23 protein-coding genes and 1 tRNA gene are annotated in these 23645 nt (G+C 35.5%); 5 read left to right on the forward strand and 19 right to left on the reverse strand.

Annotation, left to right across the window (positions count from 1 at the left end):
* Positions 1 to 33: 33 nt before the first annotated feature.
* The 8 genes from ACQWU4_RS12595 to ACQWU4_RS12630 all read right to left on the reverse strand — a co-directional run bounded on the left by ACQWU4_RS12595 (position 34) and on the right by ACQWU4_RS12630 (position 7354).
* A complete protein-coding gene (locus ACQWU4_RS12595) occupies positions 34 to 912 on the reverse strand; it encodes a hypothetical protein (RefSeq protein WP_429936121.1) in 879 nt (292 codons plus the stop codon).
* 7 nt (positions 913 to 919) lie between these two features.
* Positions 920 to 2278, reverse strand: coding sequence for an NADH-quinone oxidoreductase subunit NuoF (gene nuoF, locus ACQWU4_RS12600; RefSeq protein ID WP_429936122.1), 1359 nt, complete (start codon positions 2276 to 2278; stop codon positions 920 to 922).
* A 103-nt stretch (positions 2279 to 2381) separates the two neighbouring features.
* Positions 2382 to 2891: a complex I 24 kDa subunit family protein gene (nuoE, locus tag ACQWU4_RS12605; RefSeq protein ID WP_306846588.1), complete on the reverse strand. Its 510-nt coding sequence runs from the start codon at positions 2889 to 2891 to the stop codon at positions 2382 to 2384.
* A 104-nt stretch (positions 2892 to 2995) separates the two neighbouring features.
* Positions 2996 to 4219: an NADH dehydrogenase (quinone) subunit D gene (gene nuoD / locus ACQWU4_RS12610; RefSeq protein WP_429936123.1), complete on the reverse strand. Its 1224-nt coding sequence runs from the start codon at positions 4217 to 4219 to the stop codon at positions 2996 to 2998.
* Between the two features lie 61 nt (positions 4220 to 4280).
* On the reverse strand, positions 4281 to 4775 hold the full coding sequence (locus ACQWU4_RS12615) for an NADH-quinone oxidoreductase subunit C (RefSeq protein WP_429936124.1): 495 nt from the start codon (positions 4773 to 4775) through the stop codon (positions 4281 to 4283).
* Between the two features lie 6 nt (positions 4776 to 4781).
* Complete coding sequence (locus ACQWU4_RS12620) at positions 4782 to 5342, reverse strand: NADH-quinone oxidoreductase subunit B (RefSeq protein ID WP_429936125.1); 561 nt, start codon at positions 5340 to 5342, stop codon at positions 4782 to 4784.
* A gap of 93 nt (positions 5343 to 5435) precedes the next feature.
* Positions 5436 to 5807, reverse strand: a complete 372-nt coding sequence (locus tag ACQWU4_RS12625) for an NADH-quinone oxidoreductase subunit A (RefSeq protein WP_040996932.1) — start codon at positions 5805 to 5807, stop codon at positions 5436 to 5438.
* A 413-nt stretch (positions 5808 to 6220) separates the two neighbouring features.
* A complete protein-coding gene (locus tag ACQWU4_RS12630) occupies positions 6221 to 7354 on the reverse strand; it encodes a GNAT family N-acetyltransferase (protein ID WP_429936126.1) in 1134 nt (377 codons plus the stop codon).
* 106 nt (positions 7355 to 7460) lie between these two features.
* On the opposite strand from ACQWU4_RS12630, the gene ACQWU4_RS12635 reads away from it, so the two are divergent.
* Positions 7461 to 8171: a zinc metallopeptidase gene (locus ACQWU4_RS12635; RefSeq protein WP_429936127.1), complete on the forward strand. Its 711-nt coding sequence runs from the start codon at positions 7461 to 7463 to the stop codon at positions 8169 to 8171.
* Here the strand turns inward: ACQWU4_RS12635 and ACQWU4_RS12640 are convergent.
* The 9 genes from ACQWU4_RS12640 to rbfA form a co-directional block, all read right to left on the reverse strand.
* Complete coding sequence (locus tag ACQWU4_RS12640; protein ID WP_429936128.1) at positions 8168 to 8770, reverse strand: IMPACT family protein; 603 nt, start codon at positions 8768 to 8770, stop codon at positions 8168 to 8170. The two genes, ACQWU4_RS12635 and ACQWU4_RS12640, sit on opposite strands and share 4 nt — an antisense overlap.
* 11 nt (positions 8771 to 8781) lie before the next feature.
* On the reverse strand, positions 8782 to 9702 hold the full coding sequence (locus ACQWU4_RS12645; protein ID WP_429936129.1) for a hypothetical protein: 921 nt from the start codon (positions 9700 to 9702) through the stop codon (positions 8782 to 8784).
* Positions 9703 to 9847: 145 nt separating this feature from the next.
* Entirely contained in the window at positions 9848 to 10024 is a 177-nt protein-coding gene (locus ACQWU4_RS12650; protein ID WP_429936130.1) for a bacteriocin-like protein, read from the reverse strand.
* A 105-nt stretch (positions 10025 to 10129) separates the two neighbouring features.
* On the reverse strand, positions 10130 to 11158 hold the full coding sequence (gene ribD, locus ACQWU4_RS12655) for a bifunctional diaminohydroxyphosphoribosylaminopyrimidine deaminase/5-amino-6-(5-phosphoribosylamino)uracil reductase RibD (protein WP_429936131.1): 1029 nt from the start codon (positions 11156 to 11158) through the stop codon (positions 10130 to 10132).
* Positions 11159 to 11221: 63 nt separating this feature from the next.
* Positions 11222 to 13027 (reverse strand): DUF349 domain-containing protein, encoded by a 1806-nt coding sequence (locus tag ACQWU4_RS12660; RefSeq protein WP_429936132.1) that lies wholly within the window; start codon positions 13025 to 13027, stop codon positions 11222 to 11224.
* A 75-nt stretch (positions 13028 to 13102) separates the two neighbouring features.
* Complete coding sequence (locus tag ACQWU4_RS12665) at positions 13103 to 13840, reverse strand: shikimate dehydrogenase family protein (protein ID WP_429936133.1); 738 nt, start codon at positions 13838 to 13840, stop codon at positions 13103 to 13105.
* Between the two features lie 62 nt (positions 13841 to 13902).
* A complete protein-coding gene (locus ACQWU4_RS12670) occupies positions 13903 to 15717 on the reverse strand; it encodes an endonuclease (RefSeq protein ID WP_429936134.1) in 1815 nt (604 codons plus the stop codon).
* Positions 15718 to 15786: 69 nt separating this feature from the next.
* Positions 15787 to 16992: an ABC transporter permease gene (locus ACQWU4_RS12675; RefSeq protein ID WP_429936135.1), complete on the reverse strand. Its 1206-nt coding sequence runs from the start codon at positions 16990 to 16992 to the stop codon at positions 15787 to 15789.
* Positions 16993 to 16995: 3 nt separating this feature from the next.
* Positions 16996 to 17355 carry a 30S ribosome-binding factor RbfA gene (rbfA, locus tag ACQWU4_RS12680; RefSeq protein WP_062652962.1) on the reverse strand — a complete coding sequence of 120 codons (360 nt, stop codon included), beginning with the start codon at positions 17353 to 17355 and terminating at the stop codon, positions 16996 to 16998.
* Positions 17356 to 17448: 93 nt separating this feature from the next.
* On the opposite strand from rbfA, the gene mce reads away from it, so the two are divergent.
* The 3 genes from mce to ACQWU4_RS12695 all read left to right on the forward strand — a co-directional run bounded on the left by mce (position 17449) and on the right by ACQWU4_RS12695 (position 19370).
* Positions 17449 to 17847, forward strand: coding sequence for a methylmalonyl-CoA epimerase (mce, locus tag ACQWU4_RS12685; RefSeq protein ID WP_429936136.1), 399 nt, complete (start codon positions 17449 to 17451; stop codon positions 17845 to 17847).
* 62 nt (positions 17848 to 17909) lie between these two features.
* Positions 17910 to 17983: transfer RNA gene (locus ACQWU4_RS12690), tRNA-Ile, on the forward strand.
* Between the two features lie 187 nt (positions 17984 to 18170).
* Positions 18171 to 19370, forward strand: a complete 1200-nt coding sequence (locus ACQWU4_RS12695; protein WP_429936137.1) for a site-specific integrase — start codon at positions 18171 to 18173, stop codon at positions 19368 to 19370.
* A gap of 12 nt (positions 19371 to 19382) precedes the next feature.
* On the opposite strand, the gene ACQWU4_RS12700 is transcribed toward ACQWU4_RS12695, so the two are convergent.
* Entirely contained in the window at positions 19383 to 20795 is a 1413-nt protein-coding gene (locus tag ACQWU4_RS12700) for a hypothetical protein (protein ID WP_429936138.1), read from the reverse strand.
* A gap of 143 nt (positions 20796 to 20938) precedes the next feature.
* Between ACQWU4_RS12700 and ACQWU4_RS12705 the strand changes: the two genes are divergently transcribed.
* Complete coding sequence (locus ACQWU4_RS12705) at positions 20939 to 21937, forward strand: AAA family ATPase (protein WP_429936139.1); 999 nt, start codon at positions 20939 to 20941, stop codon at positions 21935 to 21937.
* Positions 21938 to 22103: 166 nt separating this feature from the next.
* Here the strand turns inward: ACQWU4_RS12705 and ACQWU4_RS12710 are convergent, their stop codons facing one another.
* Complete coding sequence (locus ACQWU4_RS12710; RefSeq protein ID WP_429936140.1) at positions 22104 to 23645, reverse strand: ATP-dependent nuclease; 1542 nt, start codon at positions 23643 to 23645, stop codon at positions 22104 to 22106.

A 23645-nucleotide genomic window follows, 5' to 3' on the forward strand; every position in this document is an offset into this window, starting at 1 on the left:
TTCGCTTATGCTTTTAAGGCGTTAAGCTATATTTTAATTATACTTCTTCGTGTTAAATGTATATCCGATTCCTGCAAGGACCTGTCCAAAAACGAAATCCTGACGGGCTTTATCCGGCTTATTATTTAATGTAGTCTTGATATCCCACATATTGATATATCCTGCTTTTGCCTCTGCTCTGATCATCCAGTTTTTCCAGAAAACCATATTAAGGCTGGTTCTAAGATCGGTTCCCATCCCGGCAACGTGGAAACGGTCACTTCTTTCATTTCCAAAAAGCTTGATGTTACTTTTCGGAAACATTACCCCGATTCCTGCTCCATAAGACCATACTAAATCTATGTTTTTCTTATGAATAAGATTTTTATATTTTTCAAGACCTAAATTTTCATAATTAAGTCCGTCTGTATGCTCGAAGGTAAGAAACTGACTATCTGCCAGATTTACCTGACCGTTCTGTACCATTCCTGCATATTTCGGGTCTGAAATTGTGCCTGAAAAATCAGCTGTCTGGTCCTGTTTCATCACATATTTCATATGATCTATTCCTAAAACAAGAGCCAGATTATCTTTTATAAAATATCCCAGTCTGAAGTTATACTGTGTTACGGTAAACCAGCTTGGATCGATATAAACGATTCCGAACTTTGTAGGTTTATCTCTTGCCTGTACATTATTCAGCTGAAAATCGTAGCCGTTTCCTGTAAAATGGATATCAGAATTACTGAAAGCACCTCTGTTCCATCCATAAAAAACAAATACCTGACCTTTTTTGCTTAAGGGATTGGGCTTCTGTTTTTTTTCTTTCTTTGGAGCTACCTCCAGTTTATATTCTTTGTCTAATGTATCTTGTTTTATTTGCCCAAAAGCAAACCCCGACATCATTAAGCCGACAACCAATAACTTCTTCATCTTTTAGCTATGCATTTTTTTCAACGGCCGGAATAGGATCTGCATAATTTGCCAATCCATAGTTTTGTGTCTGAGACAATTCCGGGTTTTTAATATGCCACTCGAATTCGTCTCTGAAATGACGGATTGCTGCTGCAACCGGCCAAGCTGCTGCATCACCCAACGGACAGATCGTGTTTCCTTCGATCTTTCTCTGTATATCCCAAAGAAGGTCAATGTCTTCCATTTTTCCTTCTCCTTTTTCAATTTTCTTTAAAATCTTGTACATCCATCCTGTACCTTCACGGCAAGGCGTACACTGTCCACAGCTTTCGTGATTATAGAATCTCGCCAAAGTCATGGTATGTTCTACGATACACTGGTCTTCATCCAGAACGATGAAACCTCCTGAACCCATCATGGTTCCGGTAGCAAAACCTCCGTCTGCCAGTGATTCGTAATTCATGTATCTTGGTTCTCCGTTTACGGTTCTCAACAATAAATTAGCAGGAACAATTGGAACTGAGCTCCCTCCAGGGATACATGCTTTCAGTTTCTTGCCGTCTTTAATACCGCCGCAATATTCATCAGAGTAGATAAATTCTTCTACAGTGATGGTCATATCGATTTCGTAAACTCCCGGTTTATTGATGTTTCCACAAGCGGAAATCAATTTTGTACCTGTAGATCTTCCGACTCCGATTTTAGCATATTCGGCTCCAGTAATATCAATAATTGGAACGATCGCTGCAATAGACTCAACGTTATTTACAACCGTTGGTCTTTCCCAAAGTCCTTTTACAGCCGGGAATGGTGGTTTTAATCTTGGATTTCCTCTTTTACCTTCAAGAGATTCAAGCAATGCAGTTTCTTCTCCACAAATGTAAGCTCCTCCACCTCTCTGAACGTAAATTTCGCAGTCGAAACCAGTTCCTAAAATGTTTTTACCTAAGAATCCAGCTGCTTTAGCCTCTTCAATAGCTTCTTCCAGAATATCCGGAATCCATGAGTATTCTCCACGGATGTAGATATAGGAAACATTTGAACCTAAACAATAAGAAGAGATCAACATACCTTCGATCAGTAAATGAGGAAGGAATTCCATCAGATATCTGTCTTTGAAAGTTCCAGGTTCAGATTCATCGGCATTTACAACAAGGTGTCTTGGAACGCCTTCCGGTTTTGCCAGAAAGCTCCATTTCATCCCTGTCGGGAATCCGGCTCCACCACGTCCGCGAAGTCCTGAAGCTTTTACTTCTTCAAGGATTTCGTCAGGTGTCATTTTCAAGGCTTTTTCAGCTGCGGTGTAACCTCCCTGTTTACGGTAAGTTTCAAAGTAGCGAATACCTTCTATATGTGCGTCTTTAAGTAAAAGTTTTTTACTCATTGTTATTTGCTTCTTGCAATTAGCTTTTGGCTCCTTGCATTAATTTATTATTAAACGTCAAGTGAATAATTTAAAATCTAAATTTTAGATTTTAAAATTTCTATTAATCCAAAGCAACCTGTCCCTGTCTGCAAAGATCAAGGATTTCGTCTACTTTTTCTATCGTTAAATTTTCATGAAAGAATTTTCCTAACTGCATCATCGGTGCATATCCGCAAGCTCCAAGGCATTCGGCTGGCTTCAGGGTAAACATACCGTCTTCGGTAGTTTCTCCGTCCTTGATGTTCAGTTTGGTTCTGATGTGGTCAAGGATCTTTTCGCTTCCGCATACCATACAAGGTCCGGTTCTGCATACTTCCAAAACATATTTACCAACCGGCTTCATATTGAACATGGTATAAAAAGTAGCTACTTCATATACTTCAATTGGCTTAATACTTAATAATTCTGCAACATAATCCATCACAGGAACGTCTAACCATCCTCCGAATTCTTTCTGTGCCAAGTGAAGTACAGGAAGAAGGGCAGACTTCTGTCTTCCTTCAGGATATCTTGCGATAATTTTGTGTACCTGTGCTAAACTTTCCGGTTTAAAAGCTATTGTTTCGCTCATTTTTATTAAATGTATTATTGTACAATGTACAATGTACTGATGACTTTATTTATTTAATCATTGTAAAATCATGAATACATTTTACAATGATACTTTTTACAATTTTATGCGTCTAATTCTCCCGCAATGATATTCATACTACACATCGTAACGATGGCATCTGAAATTACAGATCCTGTGATCATTTCAGGATATGCCTGATAGTAGATGAAACATGGTCTTCTGAAGTGAAGTCTGTAAGGGCTTCTTCCTCCGTCACTCACAAGGTAGAATCCTAATTCTCCGTTTCCTCCTTCTACAGCATGGTAAACTTCTCCTTTCGGTACATCTGTTTCTCCCATAACGATTTTGAAATGGTAGATAAGAGCTTCCATTTTCTGGTATACATCTGCCTTTTCAGGAAGATAGAAATCCGGAACATCTGCATGGAATGGTCCTTCAGGAAGGTTTTCGTATGCTTGTTTGATAATTTTAATGGATTCCCAGATTTCCTGCTGACGGACCATGAAACGATCGTAAGTGTCACCTGCAGTTCCTACCGGAATAATGAAATCGAAATCTTCATAAGAAGAATAAGGCTGTGCAACTCTTACATCATAATCTACTCCTGCTGCACGTAAATTCGGACCTGTAAAACCATAGCTTAATGCTCTTTCTGCAGAAATGGCTCCTGCTCCGATGGTTCTGTCCATGAAAATTCTGTTTCTTTCTAAAAGGGTACAGAATTCTTTGAATCTTGGCGGGAATGTTTTTAAGAAGTCTTTTAACAACTCGTGGAATTTCGGGGTGAAATCTCTTTCAAATCCTCCAATTCTTCCCATATTGGTAGTCATTCTCGCTCCGCAGATCTGCTCGTACATATCATAAATACGTTCTCTCTCGATGAACATATAGGTAAGACCTGTAATAGCTCCTGAGTCCATCCCGGTTACCCCGTTACAGATCAGGTGGTCACCGATTCTGGCTAATTCCATTAAAATAACGCGCATATAATCTACACGCTTCGGAACTTCTACGCCGATCAGCTTTTCTACTGTCATATGCCAGCCAAGGTTATTGATTGGTGCAGAACAGTAATTCATACGGTCGGTAAGGGTGGTAATCTGAGCATAATTCCTTCTTTCAGAAATTTTTTCAAATGCTCTGTGGATATATCCTACCGTTTGTTCTGCATGAAGAATTCTTTCTCCGTCCATCGTTAAGATATTCTGGAAGATCCCGTGGGTAGCAGGGTGGGTAGGTCCTAAATTGAGAGTATAAAGCTGCCCGTCAATCTGTTCCTTACTTTCGTATTGGTTAAGTATATTAGATAATGAGTTATCTTTCATAATATTTGCTTTTAGCTATTTGCTTTTGGCTTTGGCTAGCTGCCATTCGCCAGAAGCGATATTATCTTCCGAACATGTTATCGTCCTTGTCTGTTCTTGTGCCATCTTCAAGACGATATTCTTTCAACATTGGGTGGTATCCGAGATCTTCCATATTAAGGATAGGTCTCAGGTCCGGATGTCCTTTAAATTTAATTCCGTAGAAATCAAATGTTTCTCTTTCCATCCAGTTAGCTCCTGCGAATAATTCTACAAGAGAATCTACTTCAATATTTTCTCTGGACATGAATATTTTCAGACGTAATCTGAAGTTAGCCATCATATTGTGCAGGTGATATACTACGCCAATTTCCTTGTCCGGAAATTCAGGGTAGTGGATCCCGCAGATATCGGTAAGAAAATTAAATCCTAACGATGAATCTCTCAGATAGTGAATGATTTTTTTAATATCTTCTTTCTTCACTTCAATGGTCAGCATTCCATAAGGTTCTGAACTTGAAATAACAGACTCCGGAAATTCTCTTGTAATGGCTTCTAATACAAATTCGTTTGTCATCTTCCCTTAGTTGCTTATTTTGTAAGAATCTAGTAATTTTTGGTATTCCGGCATATCTCTTCTTCTGATGCTTTCGCTTTCTGCCAAAGCCTGAACCTGCATTACACCTTCAATAATCTGCTCCGGTCTTGGAGGACATCCGGGAACGTACACGTCAACCGGAATAATTTTATCAATTCCCTGTAATACAGAGTAAGTGTCAAAAATACCACCACTGGAAGCACAGGCTCCAACTGCTACCACCCATTTCGGCTCGGCCATCTGAGTGTAAACTTCTTTCAGGACTGGTCCTAATTTTTTAGATATCGTTCCGCAAACCATCAGCATATCTGCCTGTCTTGGTGAGAAAGAGTTTCTTTCCATACCAAATCTTGAAGCATCATAGGTAGGGTTCAGGGTAGCCATAAACTCGATACCACAACAAGAGGTTGCAAATGGTAAAGGCCAAAGAGAAAATTTTCTGGCCATCCCGATTACACTGCTCAGTTTCGTTGCGAAAAATCCTTCTCCTTCATATCCTTCGGGAGCAGGTGCATCTGTTCTTATTATTGGTTTTTGATCTGACATTTTGTAGTGATTTTAGATTTTAAATTTTAGATTTTAAATTGTTTCAATTCAAAATCATCATCTAAAATTTTAATTTAAAATTTATAATTCTCTCTATTTATCCCAATCTAATGCGCCACGCTTCCAGACATAGAAAAAAGCCATGAAGAAGATTGCGACGAATGTAAGTACAGCCAGGAATCCTTCCATTCCGAATTCTCTGAAATTAACCGCATATGGATAAAAAAATACGATTTCAATATCGAATAGTACGAATAATACCGCAGTAAGGAAGTACTTAATAGAAAATGGTGTTCTTGCGTTTCCTTCCACAGGAACTCCACATTCCCAGCTTTGGTTTTTTACAGAATTTCCTTTTTTCTGTTTCGGTCCCAGAAAATGGGCTCCAAGCAGAGAAACAGCTACGAACGCCACAGCAACGCCTGCTTGAATTAGGATTGGAATATAACTTTCAGGTAAATTCATTTTTGCATTATTATCTCAATTTGCAAATTTAGCGAATAAACAAGAAAGCATGAAATTAATAAGCTTAAAAGTGGGATGAAAATAGGGAAAACCAGTAATTTAGAATCAATAAAAATAGTATTTATTTCTTCATTTTTTTGAGGAGAGAATAGGCCATGAACGCTATATATCCAAAAAGAATACTGGCAAGTATTATGTTAACTATAGTATTCATTCTGTCGTCTTCGATACGGAAGAAGAAATTATAAGCTATAAATATGGCGATCAGAATAGCGAAAACAATGAGATGTGGTTTCATGAATGTGATGCGTATTGCTAGGTTAAACTATGAAATTTCAGGGTGGATTTTTGAGAGGTAAAATATGAGTTATTGGCATCCTGTTTAAAATAAGTCACTAATAACTCATCATTTATCATTCATTATCTATTGTTAATGAATAGGTTCTTCTTCTCTTATGATTCACCGGATTATAGTCCTGCCAAAGAAGCTGTACGCTTTTGTTTTCTTCCAGTTCAGGATTGGTTTCGGCAAAATCGATTCCCATGCTGGTAAAGCGGACGAAAATTTCTTTAAAAATGATGGCTGTAACACCCCGTCTCTGGTATTCAGGATGAATCCCGATCAGATAAAAATTAGCCCGGTCGTTTTTCTTTCCTGCCTGTAAAAAATGCCACCATCCGAAAGGAAACAGTTTTCCTTTAGATTTCTGCAGCGCTTTTGAATAAGAAGGCATTGTAATGGCAAATGAAACGAGCTCATTGTTTTCATCTACGACGCAGATTACGTAGTTTTTGTCAATAAAAGGGAAGTATTTTTCTTTGTAGGTCTTGATCTGTTCGTCAGAAATAGGCGTGTAGGTAGAAAGATGCTTATAAGTCTCGTCAAGAAGCTTAAACATAGGTTCCACAAACGGAAGGATTTCCTGTTTTGATTTAAAATTAAGAACTTTAAGCTTGTATTTCTGTGCAATTAGTCCGCTGAATTTCTCCACTTTTTCAGGCAAAACTTTTGGAAAGTTCATTTCATATTCCACCCATTCTTTTTCCTTGGCCATTCCAAGTTCCTCAAGATGTTTAGGATAGTATTCGTGATTATAGATCCCGATCATGGTTGCGAGCTTGTCGAATCCCATTGTCAGCATTCCGGCTTTATCAAGATTCGTGAAGCCCATTGGCCCCTCAATTTTATCTATGTTGTTTTCTTTGGCATAGTCAATCGCTTTTTGAATCAAAGCTTTAGAAACTTCTTTATCATCAATAAAATCAATCCACCCGAAACGTACTTTTCTGATACCCAGTTCCCGTTCTTCTTTATGGTTGATGATTACAGCTATTCTTCCAACTACTTTATTGTCTTTCAGGGCCAGATACTGCTTGGATACCGAATAATGTAAAGCAGGATTTTCTTTTTCGTCCCAGATTTTAAATTCGTCTTTGATAAAGGAAGGGACATAATATGGGTTGTTTTTATAAAGATCCATGGGAAACCTTACGAATTTTTTTAATTCATCCTGGTTTTTCACTTCAATAACTGAAACTTTAGACATAGTTTAAAGGGTAATTAGAGAACAAATATAGATAATAAAATGTAATACTTTGGCACAGTTTTTACATCATTATGGTTAAAATTTAAACACAAAAAATCTATATAAAATGATGGGTTATTATATTATTATCGGTATTTCAATGCTGGTAAGCTGGTGGGTTTCATCCAAGTTGAAATCTAAATTTCAATACTATTCTAATGTACACCTCAGAAATGGCCTTTCAGGGAAAGAAGTGGCAGAAAAAATGTTGAGAGATAGCGGAATTACCGATGTACAGGTAATTTCTGTTCCAGGCCAATTGACAGATCACTATAATCCTGCAGATAAAACTGTTAATCTTTCAGAAGGAGTGTATATGCAGAGAAATGCTGCTGCTGCTGCAGTGGCGGCTCATGAATGCGGTCATGCGGTACAACATGCCGTAGGGTATTCGATGCTGAACCTGCGTTCAAAACTGGTTCCCGTTGTGAATATAAGTTCCAACCTGATGCAGTTTGTGCTTATTGCAGGTATCGGGATTATGGCTGCAACCAGATCCATTGAGGATCCAAACGGAAATACTACGGTTCTTGCGATAGGAGTGGCAATGTTTGCCATGACTACACTTTTTGCTTTTGTGACGCTTCCAGTAGAATATGATGCAAGTAACAGAGCCATGAAATGGATTAAAGATACAGGAACAGTTACTCAGGAAGAGTTTGTAGGAGTACAGGACAGTCTGAAATGGGCAGCAAGAACATACGTTGTTGCAGCTATCGGATCATTGGCACAACTTCTTTACTGGGGTTCTTTACTGCTCGGAGGAAGAAGGGATTAATCTTTAAATTCAAATGAAACATACTGCATCTCGGATAATTTGTCTGAGATGCTTTCTTTTTGAGCCAGCTTTAAAGAGGCGGTAAGGATGCAGTTTTCATTGGCATCAAAATTCAACACTTTTGCATCAAATTTAGAAAGGAGAGTAAAGATGGTATTTTGCTGGTTGAAGTTAAACTGTATTTCAATTTCCGTTTCAAGTTCTTTTGTAATGATATTGGCTTCTTCCAATGTAATCTTTGCACATTCTTTATATGCTTTTACAAGACCGGAAACGCCAAGCTTTGTTCCGCCATAGTAACGGACTGATATCACCAGAACATTGGTAATTTCATGGGCAAGAAGCTGATTGTATATTGGAAGTCCTGCACTTCCTGATGGTTCTCCGTCATCATTAGCACGGTAGTTTTCACCTTCCAGACCCATTCTGAAGGCATAACAATGATGGGTAGCCTTAGGGTGTTCTGTCCTGATTTTTTCCAGTGCTTCCTTTAGTTCTTTTTCATTATTGACGGGAAAGGCAAATCCGATGAACTTGCTCCCTTTTTCTTTCAGTAAAGTATTTTCTATGGGTTTTTCTATGGTTTTGTATTCGAACATTTTTTGTTTCATTAATTATTATTCAGGCCCATCAGACTGTTCTTCCATTTTTCGTATTCCAGGGAAGGAAGACCTATTTTATTTCTTCTTATACTGAAAGTATCTTTTGGATATGTAGTTTTAATTCTTCTTGGATTTGTAGCTGATTGATTCGTTTGCTGAAAGTAATCCTGCCCGTAAGCGAGATGGTATTTCGCCTGTATAAGCTGTTTGATCTCAAAAGGGGTTGCTTTCCCTTTTTTGATATTTTCAAGCACAAGAGCTTTGAGTTCTTTGTATTCTTCTGCCCGGCCGATATGAAAGTACATGAGTGGTAGCATAATCCCGTCATCAGCTATTTTTCCAACCGTAGGAATATCCGGATACCCTTTTGTCTGAATGAGATGAATAAGCTTTTTTATGTTGCTTTCATCTATTTCAGGTTCCTCTTGTTTTCCTCTGCTGCTTTGGTCTGCAGTGAACATTTCCTTTAATACCTTTCTATATTCCCAGTCGATATTTTTCATGTGTTGCTGCTCAAGAGCAAGAAGTTCGGTATCTGAGAAATTCTTCTTTAAAACAGAATTTAAAATGCTTTCTTTCTTAAGTTCTTTTACCTTTACTCCCCAATCTCTGATCAGGCTTTCAATATATTTTTTTGAGTCAATTCTTTTATCCAGTTTTTCTGAAAGCAATACATAATTCAGCATTTCAGAATAAGTCAGTTGATTTATTGGAGAATAGATCTTAAACAGGCTGTCCAGTTTTTGAAAAGCCTCTTGGTCTTTGTTTAATATTAATAAACTATCAGCTTTATAAATTTCCAGAAAATAGGGGATATAATTAGTTTTCCGTAAATCATAAATATCCCTGCTTTCAGGAACAGGATTTCTGTTTGAGCCGTATATTATCAAACCAATAAGGGCAGTAAATGATAAAAGCAAAGTTTTCATGGTGATGGATTTTGATTTTATATTGGTAACGATTTTTTTACGCTTATTTGATGCAAAAGTATAAAATGCTCTGTAAGTTACCCAATGAAATGAATAAGCCGTCAAATTTTTTGACGGCTTATTTTATTTTTATAGCAGGTTCTTCCTATGATCCGCAATAATCCAATGGAAGCAGACACATGTAGTTTGTAGGGCCACAGAAATCCTCAGGACATTTATCTCTGCATCTTGTGGCTTCTCCGGTAGGAAGTGTACAGTTTACAAATGCTCCACCGGTAATGCTTTTTAAGCCAATTCTTGAAATTTTCTTTAGATTTTTCATTTTAATTATAATTTTGGATTCAAAGTTTTAATTCACCATGAAGTTAATTATTTATTTTAAATTAAAATGTGATTTCCAGGAATTTATTTAAATAAGAGTTTTAGTTTAATGATGCAGCTTATAAAAAGAAACTGTATTATCTCTGAATGTTTTAATGTCGTAAGGTTTTAAATTCAGCTCAGGCGCTTTAGTACCATTCTCCAGTTTCAGACCTTCATTTCTGATTATAATAGCTTCGTCCCAAAGTCCCGCATTAATAAACTGCTGCAGAGTATATCTGCCTCCTTCTATGATAACGGATTGTATCTGTTCTTTATAGAGTGCATTCATCAACTGTTGAAGGAAGTTCTCCTTTTCAACTTTAATGAATCTGATATTGTTTTCAGTTCCTTCTTTTTTGTTATTGATAACCAAAGTAAGTGCTTCGTCATTATAGATTTTAAAGGTTGCAGGGACTTTCAGGTCAAAATCAATAAGGATTCTTACAGGATTTATCCCTTTGGCATTTCTCACCGTCAGGCTTGGATTGTCATTTAAAGCAGTCTGTGTCCCAACTAAGATAGCATGTTCGTCTGCTCTTAACTGATGTACAAATTGGTTGACCAAAGTATTTGAAATTGCAGTGGGTTTAAAATCCTTATCCAGAAATCCATCACCTGATTCAGCCCACTTCAGAATAATGTAAGGTCTTTTCTTTTCATGATAAGTGAAAAATCTTTTATTTAATTCGATACATTCTTTTTCCAGTATCCCTGAAACAGCTTCGATACCGGCATCCTGAATAATTTTCTTGCCTTTCCCGTTTACCTTATCATGAGAATCCATAGCGCCAATCACCACCTTTTTAAATCCGAGTTCTTTAATTTTTAAAGCACATGGTGGTGTTTTACCATAATGAGCACACGGTTCCAGTGAAACATAGATCGTAGATTCCGGTATTAGATCTTTATTTTCTACAGAATTGATTGCATTGATTTCAGCATGGTTTTCTCCGGCTTTATGATGATATCCTTCCCCGATAATTTTCCCGTCATGGACAATCACGCTGCCTACGAGAGGATTGGGGTAAGTTCTGCCCAGAGCTTTTTGAGCCAGTTCAATGCATCTCTTTATATATAATTCGTCGTTGTTCATAAGATGAAAAGAAAAGGCGAAGACAAATTTCTTTGCTCCGCCTTTTTTATGTTATTTAATAAATTAATCTCCGGTAATGATACTGTGAAGATTCTGTTTTAATGTTTCCAGATGAGCTTTCTTCTCGTCAATCGTATTGAAAGTATCTCTAAGAAGAGGGTTTTCTCTTGACGGTTTGTTGAAGAATGCCAGGTTGTTTTCCAGTTTTACAATTTCACCTTCAAGGTCAGAGATCTGGCTCTTAATCTTTCTTGCTTTATCTGTAAGCTGGTTTTCTGTTAATCCTTCCTCTTTCAGTTCAAGTTCATTGATCTTATTCAGTTTCAATTTTTCTCTTAATGCCCTGTTGAATTCAGTATTGATTGAGATTTTGTCTCTAGGTACTTTCCCGATATTGTTCCAGGCGGTTTTTATTGCTTCTATTCTTTCGATGCTGCCTTCGTCATTGGAAACGGTTTTCAGATCTTCAAGAATTTCTTTTTTCTGTTTGTAATTTTCTTTCCAGTTGTCGTTGGAAGCATTGTTCTTCTCTCTGTAATTGTTGAAGAATGTATTACATGCGTCGCGGAACTCATCCCAGATCTTGTTGGTCATGCTTTTTGGAACATGTCCGATCTTTTTCCAGTCTTCCTGAAGCTTTTTGAATAACGGAACAGCAATGTCCCATTCTTCATTGTTCATGTTATCCTGAGCTGTCTGGATCAGTTTTAATTTTTCTTCCAGATTGGCTTGCTGCGAACCTTTCAGAGATTTGTAATAATTATTTTTTGTTGTATTGAAACCTCTGAGTATGGTTTTGAAATCATTCCAGTTCTGGTTGGAAAGTTTTCTTGGAACGCTTCCTGTTTTCAGGAATTCGGTACGAAGATCTTCCACTCTTTTAATTGAATTCTGCCAATAGCCATGGTTAGGTGTTTCAGAAGGCTCAGACAGTTTTTTTATTTCTGCAATAATCTGGTTTTTCTTTTCCAGATTACTGTTCTGCTCGCCTTCTATAGCTGCAGAAAGTTCAGATTTTCTTTCGTGGATTTTATTGGAAATTTCCTTGAATTCTTCCCATGTTTTTTCACGGAATTCTTCAGCCACCGGTTCTGCTTCTTCTTTCCAAAGTTTATGAAGATACTGAAGCTCATTCAGGGCTTTCTGAATTACAGGTTCGTTTTCCAGTTCTTTGGCACGGGCAATAATATGCTGTCTTTTTTCTAAATTATGACTGAATTCCTGCTCCAGAAATTCTTTATTCAGATCCAGCATCTGATAAAACTGGTTCAGGTGATGGAAATAATTATTATTAAGGATCTTGAATTCTGATTTTGCTACCTGTCCGGCCTTTGACCATTCTTCTTTAATTTCACGGATGGATTTGAAAAGATTGGTTCCCGGTTCAGAATTGGTGTAAAGGTTTTTAAGTCTTTCTATAATATTCTGACGGTGCTCAAGGTTTTTCTTCTGTTCTTCATCCTGAGATTTCTGGTAGCTGTCATGCTTTTCTCTAAAAATATTGATCAAAGCTGAAAGCCTGGATTGGGAAGGATGCTCATAGCTGAAGTTTTCAGGAGGATTTCCACCTTCTACATATTCATGCTTTTTATCTTCCACTTCATCATGAATGTAATGACTTGCTTTTTCTTTTAACTGACTGAATCTTTTGAAATTTTCACCAGCATTTGCCGAGTTGATGATAGTTTCCATTTCTTTCAAAGCATCAGCCAGGGAAATATCGTCAGCATGTTCCTCTTCTATATGTTCTGTATCATCCTCATGCGTATTTTCATCATGGGATACAGACGTTTCTGAGGTTTCTTCTTGAGATACTTCGTTAGAATTTTTATTTTCTTCGTTTTCAGAAAGATTGTTTTCTGTAATCATAGCAAATCTTTTATGTGAGTGGCGTTAATATCCTTTTGTGTATAGCTATAAAGCCAATTAAGGTACTAATTTAGGTTATTTTTTTTGAAAATTCCAAATTTCCCAAGCTTTTTCTGCTTGCTGTTCAAGCATATAATAACCATTCACTGTTTTGGCTCCTTTTTCTGAAGCTTTAATGATGAATTGAGTATAGTTGGGGTTGTAAATCAGGTCAATAATAAGATGTTCTGAAGTGATTCCCTCAAAAGGAAATTCCAGACAGTCTTCAACATTTGGAAACGTACCCACCGGAGTACACTGGATGATAATTTTATGATTGCGGACCGTCTCAGCATCAAGATTCTTGAAATTGATTTCTGAATTCCTGGAAATGGTGATGGATGGAATTCCATGTTTATCCATAATGTATTTCACAGCTTTTGCAGCACCTCCGTTCCCCAGAATCAGAGCTTTATCTTGATGTGTTTTTTTGTGAAGCAGCAGGGTTTTCTCAAAACCGAACGCATCTGTATTATAACCTGTTTTTTTGCCGTCTTTGATTAGAACACAGTTTACGGCACCAATTTTTTCTGCTTCATCGCTGAGCCCGTCCAGATAATCAACAATTTTTTCTTTGTAAGGGATGGTAACATTGAACCCTAGAAGTTCCGGATCGGCAAGGAGATTTTCTACTTCGTTGATTTCATTCAGATCAAAAATATTGTAGGTAAAATCTTTCAGCATCAGCTTCTGAAACTTGTCTTCAAAGAATTTTTTGGAAAAGGAATAGGAAATGTTTTTCCCGATCAGTCCTAATTTTTTATTGGAATCCATGTATCAAAAATAAAAAAAAGACCGAATAAAACCGGTCTTTATTGTCAAATATTTTTTACAGATTAGTCTACCATGAATTTTGTAGAGAAACTGTCTGTTTTTAAAATGTAACTTCCTTTGGCAATTCCTTTAAGACTAATTTTATTGGAATTTTTGAAAGGATTTGCAATGGTTTCAATCAGTTTTCCTGAAAGGTCATAAATCTCAGCTTTTGAAATTTTGCTTAGGTTTTCACCTTTTACAAATAATTCGTTGTTTTTTACCGGGTTAGGGTAGATGGCGAATCCTGATTTGTCTTTTCTTGCATCTGAAGTTCCCAATGTACTGAAACAGGTCCAGCTTAGTCCATCAAGAATTACTCTATTGGTTGGAGTGGTGTTTGTAATTTTAATAACGATATCTCCGCTTACGTTAATGTTATTAATTGTTACTGCTGCAGCGGTTGAAGAATATGGTATGGTTCCTACCAAAATTCCGTTGATCTCAAGATTCAAAACACTTGGACTTCCATTAAATACCAATTGCGGGGTAATCGTAAGGCTTTGGATTCCGCCGGAAATTGTTGAGCTGCTAAGGTTTCCGTTTTCAATAGCAATGGCTTTACCTCCTACATTTGGAATGGTTGCACCGGTAATGGATTGATCTGTTCTTGCTCTTGTTGCAATCCAGGTGATATTATTGTTCGTCCAGGTTCTTGTGCTGTAGCTTGAACTTGAAGCCGGAATGGTTTCAAAAGTTTCTGTTCCGCAGCTGGCATTTCCAGGCTGTCCTGCAAGAGTTGTTCCGACTGCAGAATTACTTTGTGGGGAAGCGTTTCCTGAAGCATCTTTTGCAATGACATAAAAAGTATATGTAGTAGAAGGTGACAATCCCTGAACAGTTACCGTTGTTCCTGAAACAGTTGTTTTTAATACACCGTTAACGTATACATCATAACCAACAACGCCAATATTATCTGTAGCAGCTGTCCAGCTTAATGATATGGTATTGGAAGTAGGGTTTTGAGTAGTAAGGTTGGTAGCTGCAGTAGGAGCTTCTGTATCTGCAACAGCTGATCCCCAGATCAATTCAACAAATTCCGGGTGATCAATAAAAGGGTTTTTGTTTTTCTGGTATTCGTAGGTCGCATTGTTTCTTGCAATTTCAGCAGGTGATACCGGATCTAATGCATGCCATGCACGTAGCTGATCCAGTTCCCAGGTTTGCAGTCCCGGAAATGCTGTTGTTCCAAGCATGTCTCCGGTTCCATTTGCACTTGTAAAATTTCCCAGTTGGGATTGGTATCTTGTTACAAAATAGAAAATCATTCTGGCAACATCACCTTTAAAAGCGTCTATCGGCTCAAATACTGTTCCTCCATATCCTGCAGATGCAGAACTTCCAAGTTTAGAACCGTTTTGTGAAGTAAAGGAAGCGCTTTGCACTTTTCCAAACGGATAGTTTGATCTCATACCGTTCACCTTTCCGTCGGTCGCTCTGATGAAGTTTACATCAGCTACCATTGGCGAAGCTTCATCAAAAAGGCTTTGAGGAACAATATGTTCTCTGTTGTAGCAATCACTTTCGCTGTTGTACTGGCCGCACTGGTTAGTAATGATTGTATAGTTATACGGGTCCGGACCATTCGGGTTTTCAGAATAAATATCTAAAACAGTTCCGTCATTTTCGTAGAAATAATCACGATCGGTCGTCTGATAGGCAGTCCATAAACCATTATAGGTTTTAGCCTGATGACCGTCTGTAATAATTTGGCTCAACTTGTTTTTTAAAGCTATGCCTGTAAGACCTGCGGTTCCATCATAATAGGTAGCGGGTGCCTGTGCTGATGCAAGGATCATTGCAGAACTCAGAAAGATAAAGGATAAAATTCGTTTCATTTCAAAAAAATTGGGCCGTAAAGTTACAAAAAATTGAAAATGAAGTGGATTTTATTTTAAATCAATATATTAACTTTTAGTAATATAGTCTTTACCGATCTTTGAAAAGAACCATGAAATAATAATCCCGAACAGGGATGCGGTACATGCTACGATAAGATAATTTTTTCCCACAATCTTTACAGGGAAAGGAAGTATTTCGTTAGCTCTGAAAAATTCAGTGTAAAGTTGGAAATAGCAGAGTAAAGTTCCTAAAATCAATCCTGAGATTACTCCGGAAATCACTATAAGAAGCCCGGTATAGAAATAGGTCATTCTTAAATGGCTGATAGGAAAGCCCAGTGAAACAAGAGATCTTGACTGTTCTTTTTTGTCAAGCTGAAGAATAATAATAGCTCCGGCAAGATTAAAGGTTGTAATGAAAATCACCAGTGCAAAGATCAGATAGATGAACATTTTTTCTGTATTGATCATCTTCCAGAAGGCTGCATTTTCCTCTTCTTTGGTTTTTATTTCAATATTTTTTCCCAGTGAAGTAAGAAGATTCTGCTTTACAGTATCGGCATTTTCAGCATTTTTTAATTTAATTACAATCTGATATGCTGATTTCTTAGGAAGGCTGAGTAATTCTTCTGTAAGCTCTATTGGTGCAATGATATAACTGTCAAGTTGCTCTTTTCCGGGAAAAACTCCTGTTACAAGAAAATCTCTTTTATTATATATGTCTTCCTCCTTATTAATGATGCCGGTTCCGGGTTTAGGCATAAAGACCGTAGCATAATTACTGGAGGAATCAATAGGAATCGAAAGCCTGTTATGCAGGTTGGTTTCCATTAATACTTCATTGGAGTATTTGAAACTCGGATAAGTTCCGTAGAAAACATCCTTATCAATAGGATTGACTTTTACATAAGCAGAATCAACTCCTCTTAAATAAGCAATATCACCTTTACCTTTATAATTGACATATACTTTTTCTTCAATTACCCGAGAAAAGCTGCTGATTTCTTTATTGTTTTTTAAAACGTTGATAACTTTGTTGATATCTTTCACTGTTTTTCCTGAAGTGCTTTTCAGAGTCAGGTCAGCATGAAGATTGGAGATCAGATCTTTATTCAGAATCTCAAGGCCTGAGAATACTGAAATGATCACGAACATTGCAGTTACAGCAACCATCATCGCACCTACTGAAAGCCATGTAATAAAAGTCACGGCGGTGCTTCCTTTTTTAGCCAAAAGGTATCTGGATGCTATATAAAATGCAATATTCTTCAAGATTTATAAAACAGGATTGTCGCCTTCGCCTCTTAATTCTCTTTCCAGTCTTTCAACATCATCAAGAGCTGTGTCCAGATAAAAGTTTAGCTGTGGAATGATACGTACCTGTTTTGCCATTTTCTGGCCGATAAAATTTCTGTACTGAGGTTTATTTTCTTCAATTTCCTTCATCACCGCAGAACGGAATTCCTGCGGGAAAATACTTAAATAAATTTTAGCAATACCCAGATCTGCCGATACCTTTACATCTGAAACGGATACCAATATACTTTGCTTGCTTTCTGAAGCCTGTTTGCGGAAAAGCTCTGCGAAGTCTTCCTGGATGATCTGTGCTACTTTTCTTTGTCTGTTACTTTCCATAAGTTGTGCAAATTTAGTACTTTTGTTTGAATTGATACCCTTGAAATTCAGCTCCGGTATCAAATTTACGATTAAATTATATTATTAGTATTTATGAAGCTAGAACATATCGGTATTGCCGTAAAATCTTTAGGAGTCTCTGATGAGCTTTTTGCTAAATTATTAGGAAAAGAATCCTATAAGAAAGAAAGTGTGGAAAGGGAAGGGGTAGTTACGTCTTTTTATGGAACTGGAGAAAGTAAGATTGAATTGTTGGAAGCCAGTAATCCTGAAAGTCCGATCTCAAAATTTATAGATAAAAAAGGTGAAGGCATCCATCATTTGGCATTCGGAGTAGAAAATATCCTTGAAGAGATCGAAAGATTAAAAAAAGAAGGATTCCAGTTTATCTCCGAAGAACCAAAAGAAGGTGCTGATAACAAATTAGTTGTCTTCCTGCACCCGAAATCTACGAATGGCGTACTGGTAGAACTTTGTCAAGAAAAGCAATAAAAAGTTTTGTAGTGAAATAAATTTTGCTATTTTTGCAATCACAAAATTTAACCAAGTTTTGAGGTCCTATAGCTCAGTTGGTTAGAGCACCTGACTCATAATCAGGTGGTCCCTGGTTCGAGCCCAGGTGGGACCACTTTTAAAGCCTAAGTAATCTGTATGATTTGCTTAGGCTTTTTTTATGCATTAAAATCAAGGTTTTATATTCTTCTTTTTTCTAGAACACTCTCATTGTCTTTTAAATCTACACTAAAAAAGATCCCCAAAAGGAACCCCATTCTGAAAAATTGGAACCCCATTATAACCCTCATTAATATTAGAAAATGACAATTAAAATATTATTTGTATTAGATAAATCAAAATCTAATAGTAAAGGCCTAGCTCCCCTAAAGTGTAGGATTACTTACATGGGAGAAAGAAAACCTTTTGCTACAGGAATATTTATTAATCCTCAAAATTGGGATAATAAACAGCAGAAAGCTAAACCACCAAATTATGAGAACGAAACTATCAATACACAATTGAGCCTGATTAAGAATAAAATTAATCAGGCTTTTTTGTTTTTACAGGTCAATGAAGAAGAGTTTGATGTGGAAGATGTTTTCTTGCAGTATAAAGGAAATCCTCCTAAAAAAAACAAAACTATATTACAGCTCTTTCAAGAACATAATGATAGAATTGAAAAGCTGATAGGCAAGGGATATTCTATAGCAACTTTGTGGAAATTCAAACAGGCAAAAGAGTTATTAAAGGACTTTATTAAGTATTCTTTTAATAAGGGAGACTATCATTTCAAAGATTTGGACTTAAAGTTTATTCAAGATTATGAATTCTTCCTGAAGGCAGAGAAATCTTTAGCTCTTGCAACTACTAATAAGATGATACAAAGGTTCAGGAAAATTGTCAAGGTTGCTCTCTCAGAAGATATTTTACACAAGGAGCCTTTTACTAACTATAAAGTAAAACATATTAAAAAAGAAATCACTTATTTAACTGAAGAAGAATTAGCTAAGCTTGAAGAATATCAATTTAAAGCTGAAAAATTGCAGATGGTTAAGGATATGTTTGTATTCTGTTGTTATACAGGTTTGGCTTATAGTGAGATGGTTAATCTTGAAAAATCTCATATTATAAAGGGATTTGATGGTAATGAATGGATTAATATGATGAGAGGGAAAACTCAGCATTTGTTAACAATACCTCTACTTACTAGAAGTAAAAGAATCATTGATAAATATGATTATGTTGATGAAAAGAGAGTACTTCCTAAGTTAAGTAACCAAAAGTTTAATGTTTATTTGAAAGAAATAGCTGATATAGTTGGAATAAATAAAAGGCTTACTCATCATTTAGCAAGAAGAACCTTTGCAACAACTGTATTACTTTTTAATGATGTCCCTATGGAAATTGTATCACAACTTTTAGGGCATTCAAAAATTACCATAACACAGCAACATTATGCTAAGGTAGTACAGAAAAAGGTTAGTGAGCAGATGTTTAGGCTAAATGAGAAATTAAAATGAAAAAGAGGTGGATTATTCCCACCTCTCAATTTTTAAAGAGACCTTTTTATCAAAGAACTTTTTCATAGTTTGCTGAATTGTTTTTTCTACTAATTCAACATTGTCTTCTGTTGTTATTACAGAGTCATGCAATGTAAATAGAGGAACTGCGGGATATTTTTTATTCAGCTTTTTACAAACATTATGAAGAATAATCTCAGCTTCCAAATTTTGAAGAATTATCGCTAGAGTATTATGTTTAGCCTTTTTAACAGCACTTATAACTTTATATACATTAGGAAAAGTCCTTTTAAAAAGTTTAATAATATTTCTGTACCTAATAGCAGAGTTTTTAGAAAAGAAGGTTGTGAAAATGATTTCTTTTACCTTCTCTTTTATTTTCTCATCTGGAACACCAATTAACTCTCCATTTTCTTTGAGTAATTTTCCAAAGTTTTCATAGAATCTACCAGAAGTTACAATTTGATTAAAACTAATTACATCTTTTTTAGAAGATATACTAGCAATCAAATTTTTTAATCTAGTAGTGTCTATGGCCGGATTTACAGCATTAATTCTATCAGCCATATTACATCTCTCAAATAATTCTACATTCATAAGTGATTGCAGAAGATAAGGTTGAGAATTTGAAATATCTACACTACATAAGACTTTACCTTTCCATTTTAAATATTGTCTTAATTCAGACTTTAATTGTGTAATAGGAGTGTGAAGTCTTCCTGCCGTATTATCTACAAAGAAATTGATATTATTCTTTGCAGAAAGTCTCTCAATAGGAAGCAGTCTGCTATTATATCTCACAAGAGAATGCTCAATTCCGTTTATTTCATCTTTAGCTAATTCTGATGCTAAATAAGCTCTAGCTTTTAAAATATCAACATCTAAATTTTCAAACCATTTTTTTAGAAACGATAATTCTTGGGTTGCATCCTGATTGAACTGTTTTCTTAAGTATACAAGATTTTTAATTAAAGGCCATTTTGAGATATCGACAGGTTTTAATTTACTCCTATATCTTTCAGAAAATCTTAATCCAGCACATTTTAAACCAACAATATAATTGTCTTCTTCAATAATGTTTTGTTCTTTTAGATAATCAATATACTTCCTATAGTCCTTAATTATACTACCCAAAATTTTTTTACTAATAGGAGTATATCCCGTGTACTCTTCAATAGCTTTCTTTTTTTGAGCTGGGATAGCATAAATAAGGTGGAGAATGTAGATTAACTTATCTCTATCTAATTGAGAATCTTGTTCATTGTCCATCAAAATAGAATCAATGTCTAAATTTTCAGGTAAATACAACGTTAATCTAGGTATTCTCTTATAGCCATTATTATCAAGTGATGCTTCTGCACTTGGGCTATTTTTTTTATTTAAGTGAGCTTCAGAAGCATTGCCCACCAATGAGGTTAGTTCCATTACCCCCTCTCTTGAGGGTGCTGTGCCTTTAGGGTGTTAATCCTAAGAGGTGCTTCATTCCAAAGCAAGTGGCATCTAACTTTATCCCATTTAATCTGCTATAATTAATTCAATATGTATTCCAAAATTTAAAAAACGTCATTATGGAGATAAAAAAATCACAAAAGCAACAAGTCAAGTTGAGGCTTGGTTTGTCTGGAGCATCTGGATTTGGAAAGACCAAATCAGCCTTATTATTAGCCTATGGTATGACACAGGACTGGAGCAAAATAGCTGTCATTGATACTGAGAACTCTTCAGCCTCTTTGTATTCGGATTTAGGCAATTATAATGTATTAGACCTACAACCTTCTTATAGTCCTGAAAGATATATCCAAGCTATTGAACTATGTGAGAAATCAAAAATTGAGGTTATTATCATAGATTCAGCTAGCCATGAATGGAATGGTACTGGTGGATGTCTTGATATTCATGAAAAATTGGGAGGTAGATTTCAAGATTGGGCTAATGTAACACCTCGCCACCAAGCCTTTATTAATAAGATATTGCAGTCAAACTGCCATATTATCACTACTACTAGAAGGAAAATAGATTATTCCCTTGATATAGGTAGCAATGGTAAAACCCAAGTTGTGAAACATGGAACTAAGGAAATCACCAGAGAAGGTTTTGAGTATGAGCTAACTATAAACTTAGAGCTTATTAATGAAAATCATCGTGCTAAGGCTTCAAAAGACAGGACAGGATTATTTATGAATAAACCTGAATTTCTTATTACTCCTGATACAGGCAGAATGATATTGGAATGGTGTAATTCAGGCTCAAAAGACAATTCTACTGAAAACTTTACACAAAGCTCCGGAGGAAGGGATAAAATGCCTAAAATAGATCCTAAAGAAGCATTTGAGGGTATTTCTCCTTACGAAAGTAATTCAAGTTTAAATCTTTCCCATGTAACAGAAAAAGAGGTTTATGAAGCTATTCAAAACTGTAAGTCTGTTACAGAACTATTAGCCATATACAGACAATTTCCACAGTATCAGGGAAGCTTAAAACCTGATTTTGAAGCTAAAAAGTCATTACTTATCAATTTAAACAACCCAAGTAATTTTAGTAAAAATGGACACTCAAAGTTTCAGTAAAACTCCCAACATAATAATATATAAACAATTAAAAAAAAAATATTTTAATCAGTGCTTTGAATAGATTAACAGATTGATTTAAGACAGATATCCCCACGATATATTAAGTGGGGAATATTTAGTTTTGTGAATTTATGTGATGATTAAGTAGACTTTTAGGATTAGCCTATTTATATTTTAGAATTAGCTTATCAAATGTATTTATAAATGTTTCAGCATCATTTTTATTTCTAGAAATCCAAATATTGATTAACTTGCTACATGCTTGCCCCCAATATTGCTTTTGAGTATTGAACCATAATTTTGATTTTTCTCTATTTGTTCTAATATCAGATATATTATAATCTCTAAAACAGATTTGTTTATCATAGCCATTATATAATTTTTCCCATATATCTGATGAATCAGGTTCATTATAGAGCATTTCTGCTAATATTTTTTCAGGAGAATCATTACCTGGGAGGATAAGAAAATTTTTATGTTTTTTAATTTCTCTGATCATATTAGCTTTTTGGTTAACATCACCATCTAAGCAGATTATACTTTCAGGAAAATTAAATCCTTTTATTTTTTTTCTTACTAATTCGACATAATTATTACAACCTAAAGTACACTGAATGAAGCTAACTTGACTTTTTCTGGATTTTAATAAAACTTTCAAAAAAATTTCAGCTTCTTTATCTTCAGTGAACAAATTAATCTTTGATGCTTTTGTTTGAAGAAGAAGACTTACATTTAATTTATTTTTAATAAATTCTATTGAAATATTATCCTTTACAACTATTTGGTTATCTACTTTTTGTAAATATACTACCTTAACTTGATTTCTTAATTTTTCATCATTTTGCAACTCACAAATATTTTCCAGTATTGTAAGAGAATGTGTTGTGAAAATTATTTGGATATCATATTTTGAAGAAAACTTTCGTAGTGCTTCTATTAATTTTAATTGTGATGCAGGGTATAAGGTGGTATCTATTTCATCTATAACTAGTATGCCAGCCTTGTAATGAGTAGGATATTTTTCTTTTAACCTTTTAAATGATAAAACAGCAAGAAGTATTTTGCCAATATTATCCTGTCCTGAAGAGTTCATTTTCCAATCATAATGATCCGTAGAAACTCCTAAAGTGTTTTTTTGTTTACTTGACAAATAATCAACAGAGTTGATATTTAAGTCTGGTAATATTAAAATTCTATTATGCCATTCATTATAAAAATTTAGCTCTTCATTAGTTAGTTCAATATCTTTATTAGTATTGATATTATTATCTTCTCCAATAGGCATTAATCTAGATAAACTAAGATAGATAACAGGATATTGTAAATAGCCAGACCCTTTTGACTTATCACCCTTCTGCCAAAACCTGATATTGTTTTTGTCTCGTGGAATACTTTCTAATGTGAATACAGAATTTTCTTCATCGTTTGTTTCAAGTGTCCAAGTATGATCCTTTGGTTTGTCAAAATTTTGAGACAATTTGAATTTCTCTGAGAAAGATGATTTATAGTTTCCGCCTGAAAGTGGTCTTTCATTAATAATTGGATTACTATCATCAGTAATTGTGAATGGTTGGCTTAAGAGTCCTAAAATAGTTGTTTTCTGTGTACCATTCTGCCCAGCAATAGCTGTCAGATTGTTTCCCAGTTCAAATTCTGCATTATTAAAACCTCTAAATTTTTCAATGGTTATCTTTTTTATTAGCAT

This window comes from Chryseobacterium sp. MIQD13 (assembly GCF_050496705.1).
Classification (GTDB): Bacteria; Bacteroidota; Bacteroidia; order Flavobacteriales; family Weeksellaceae; genus Chryseobacterium.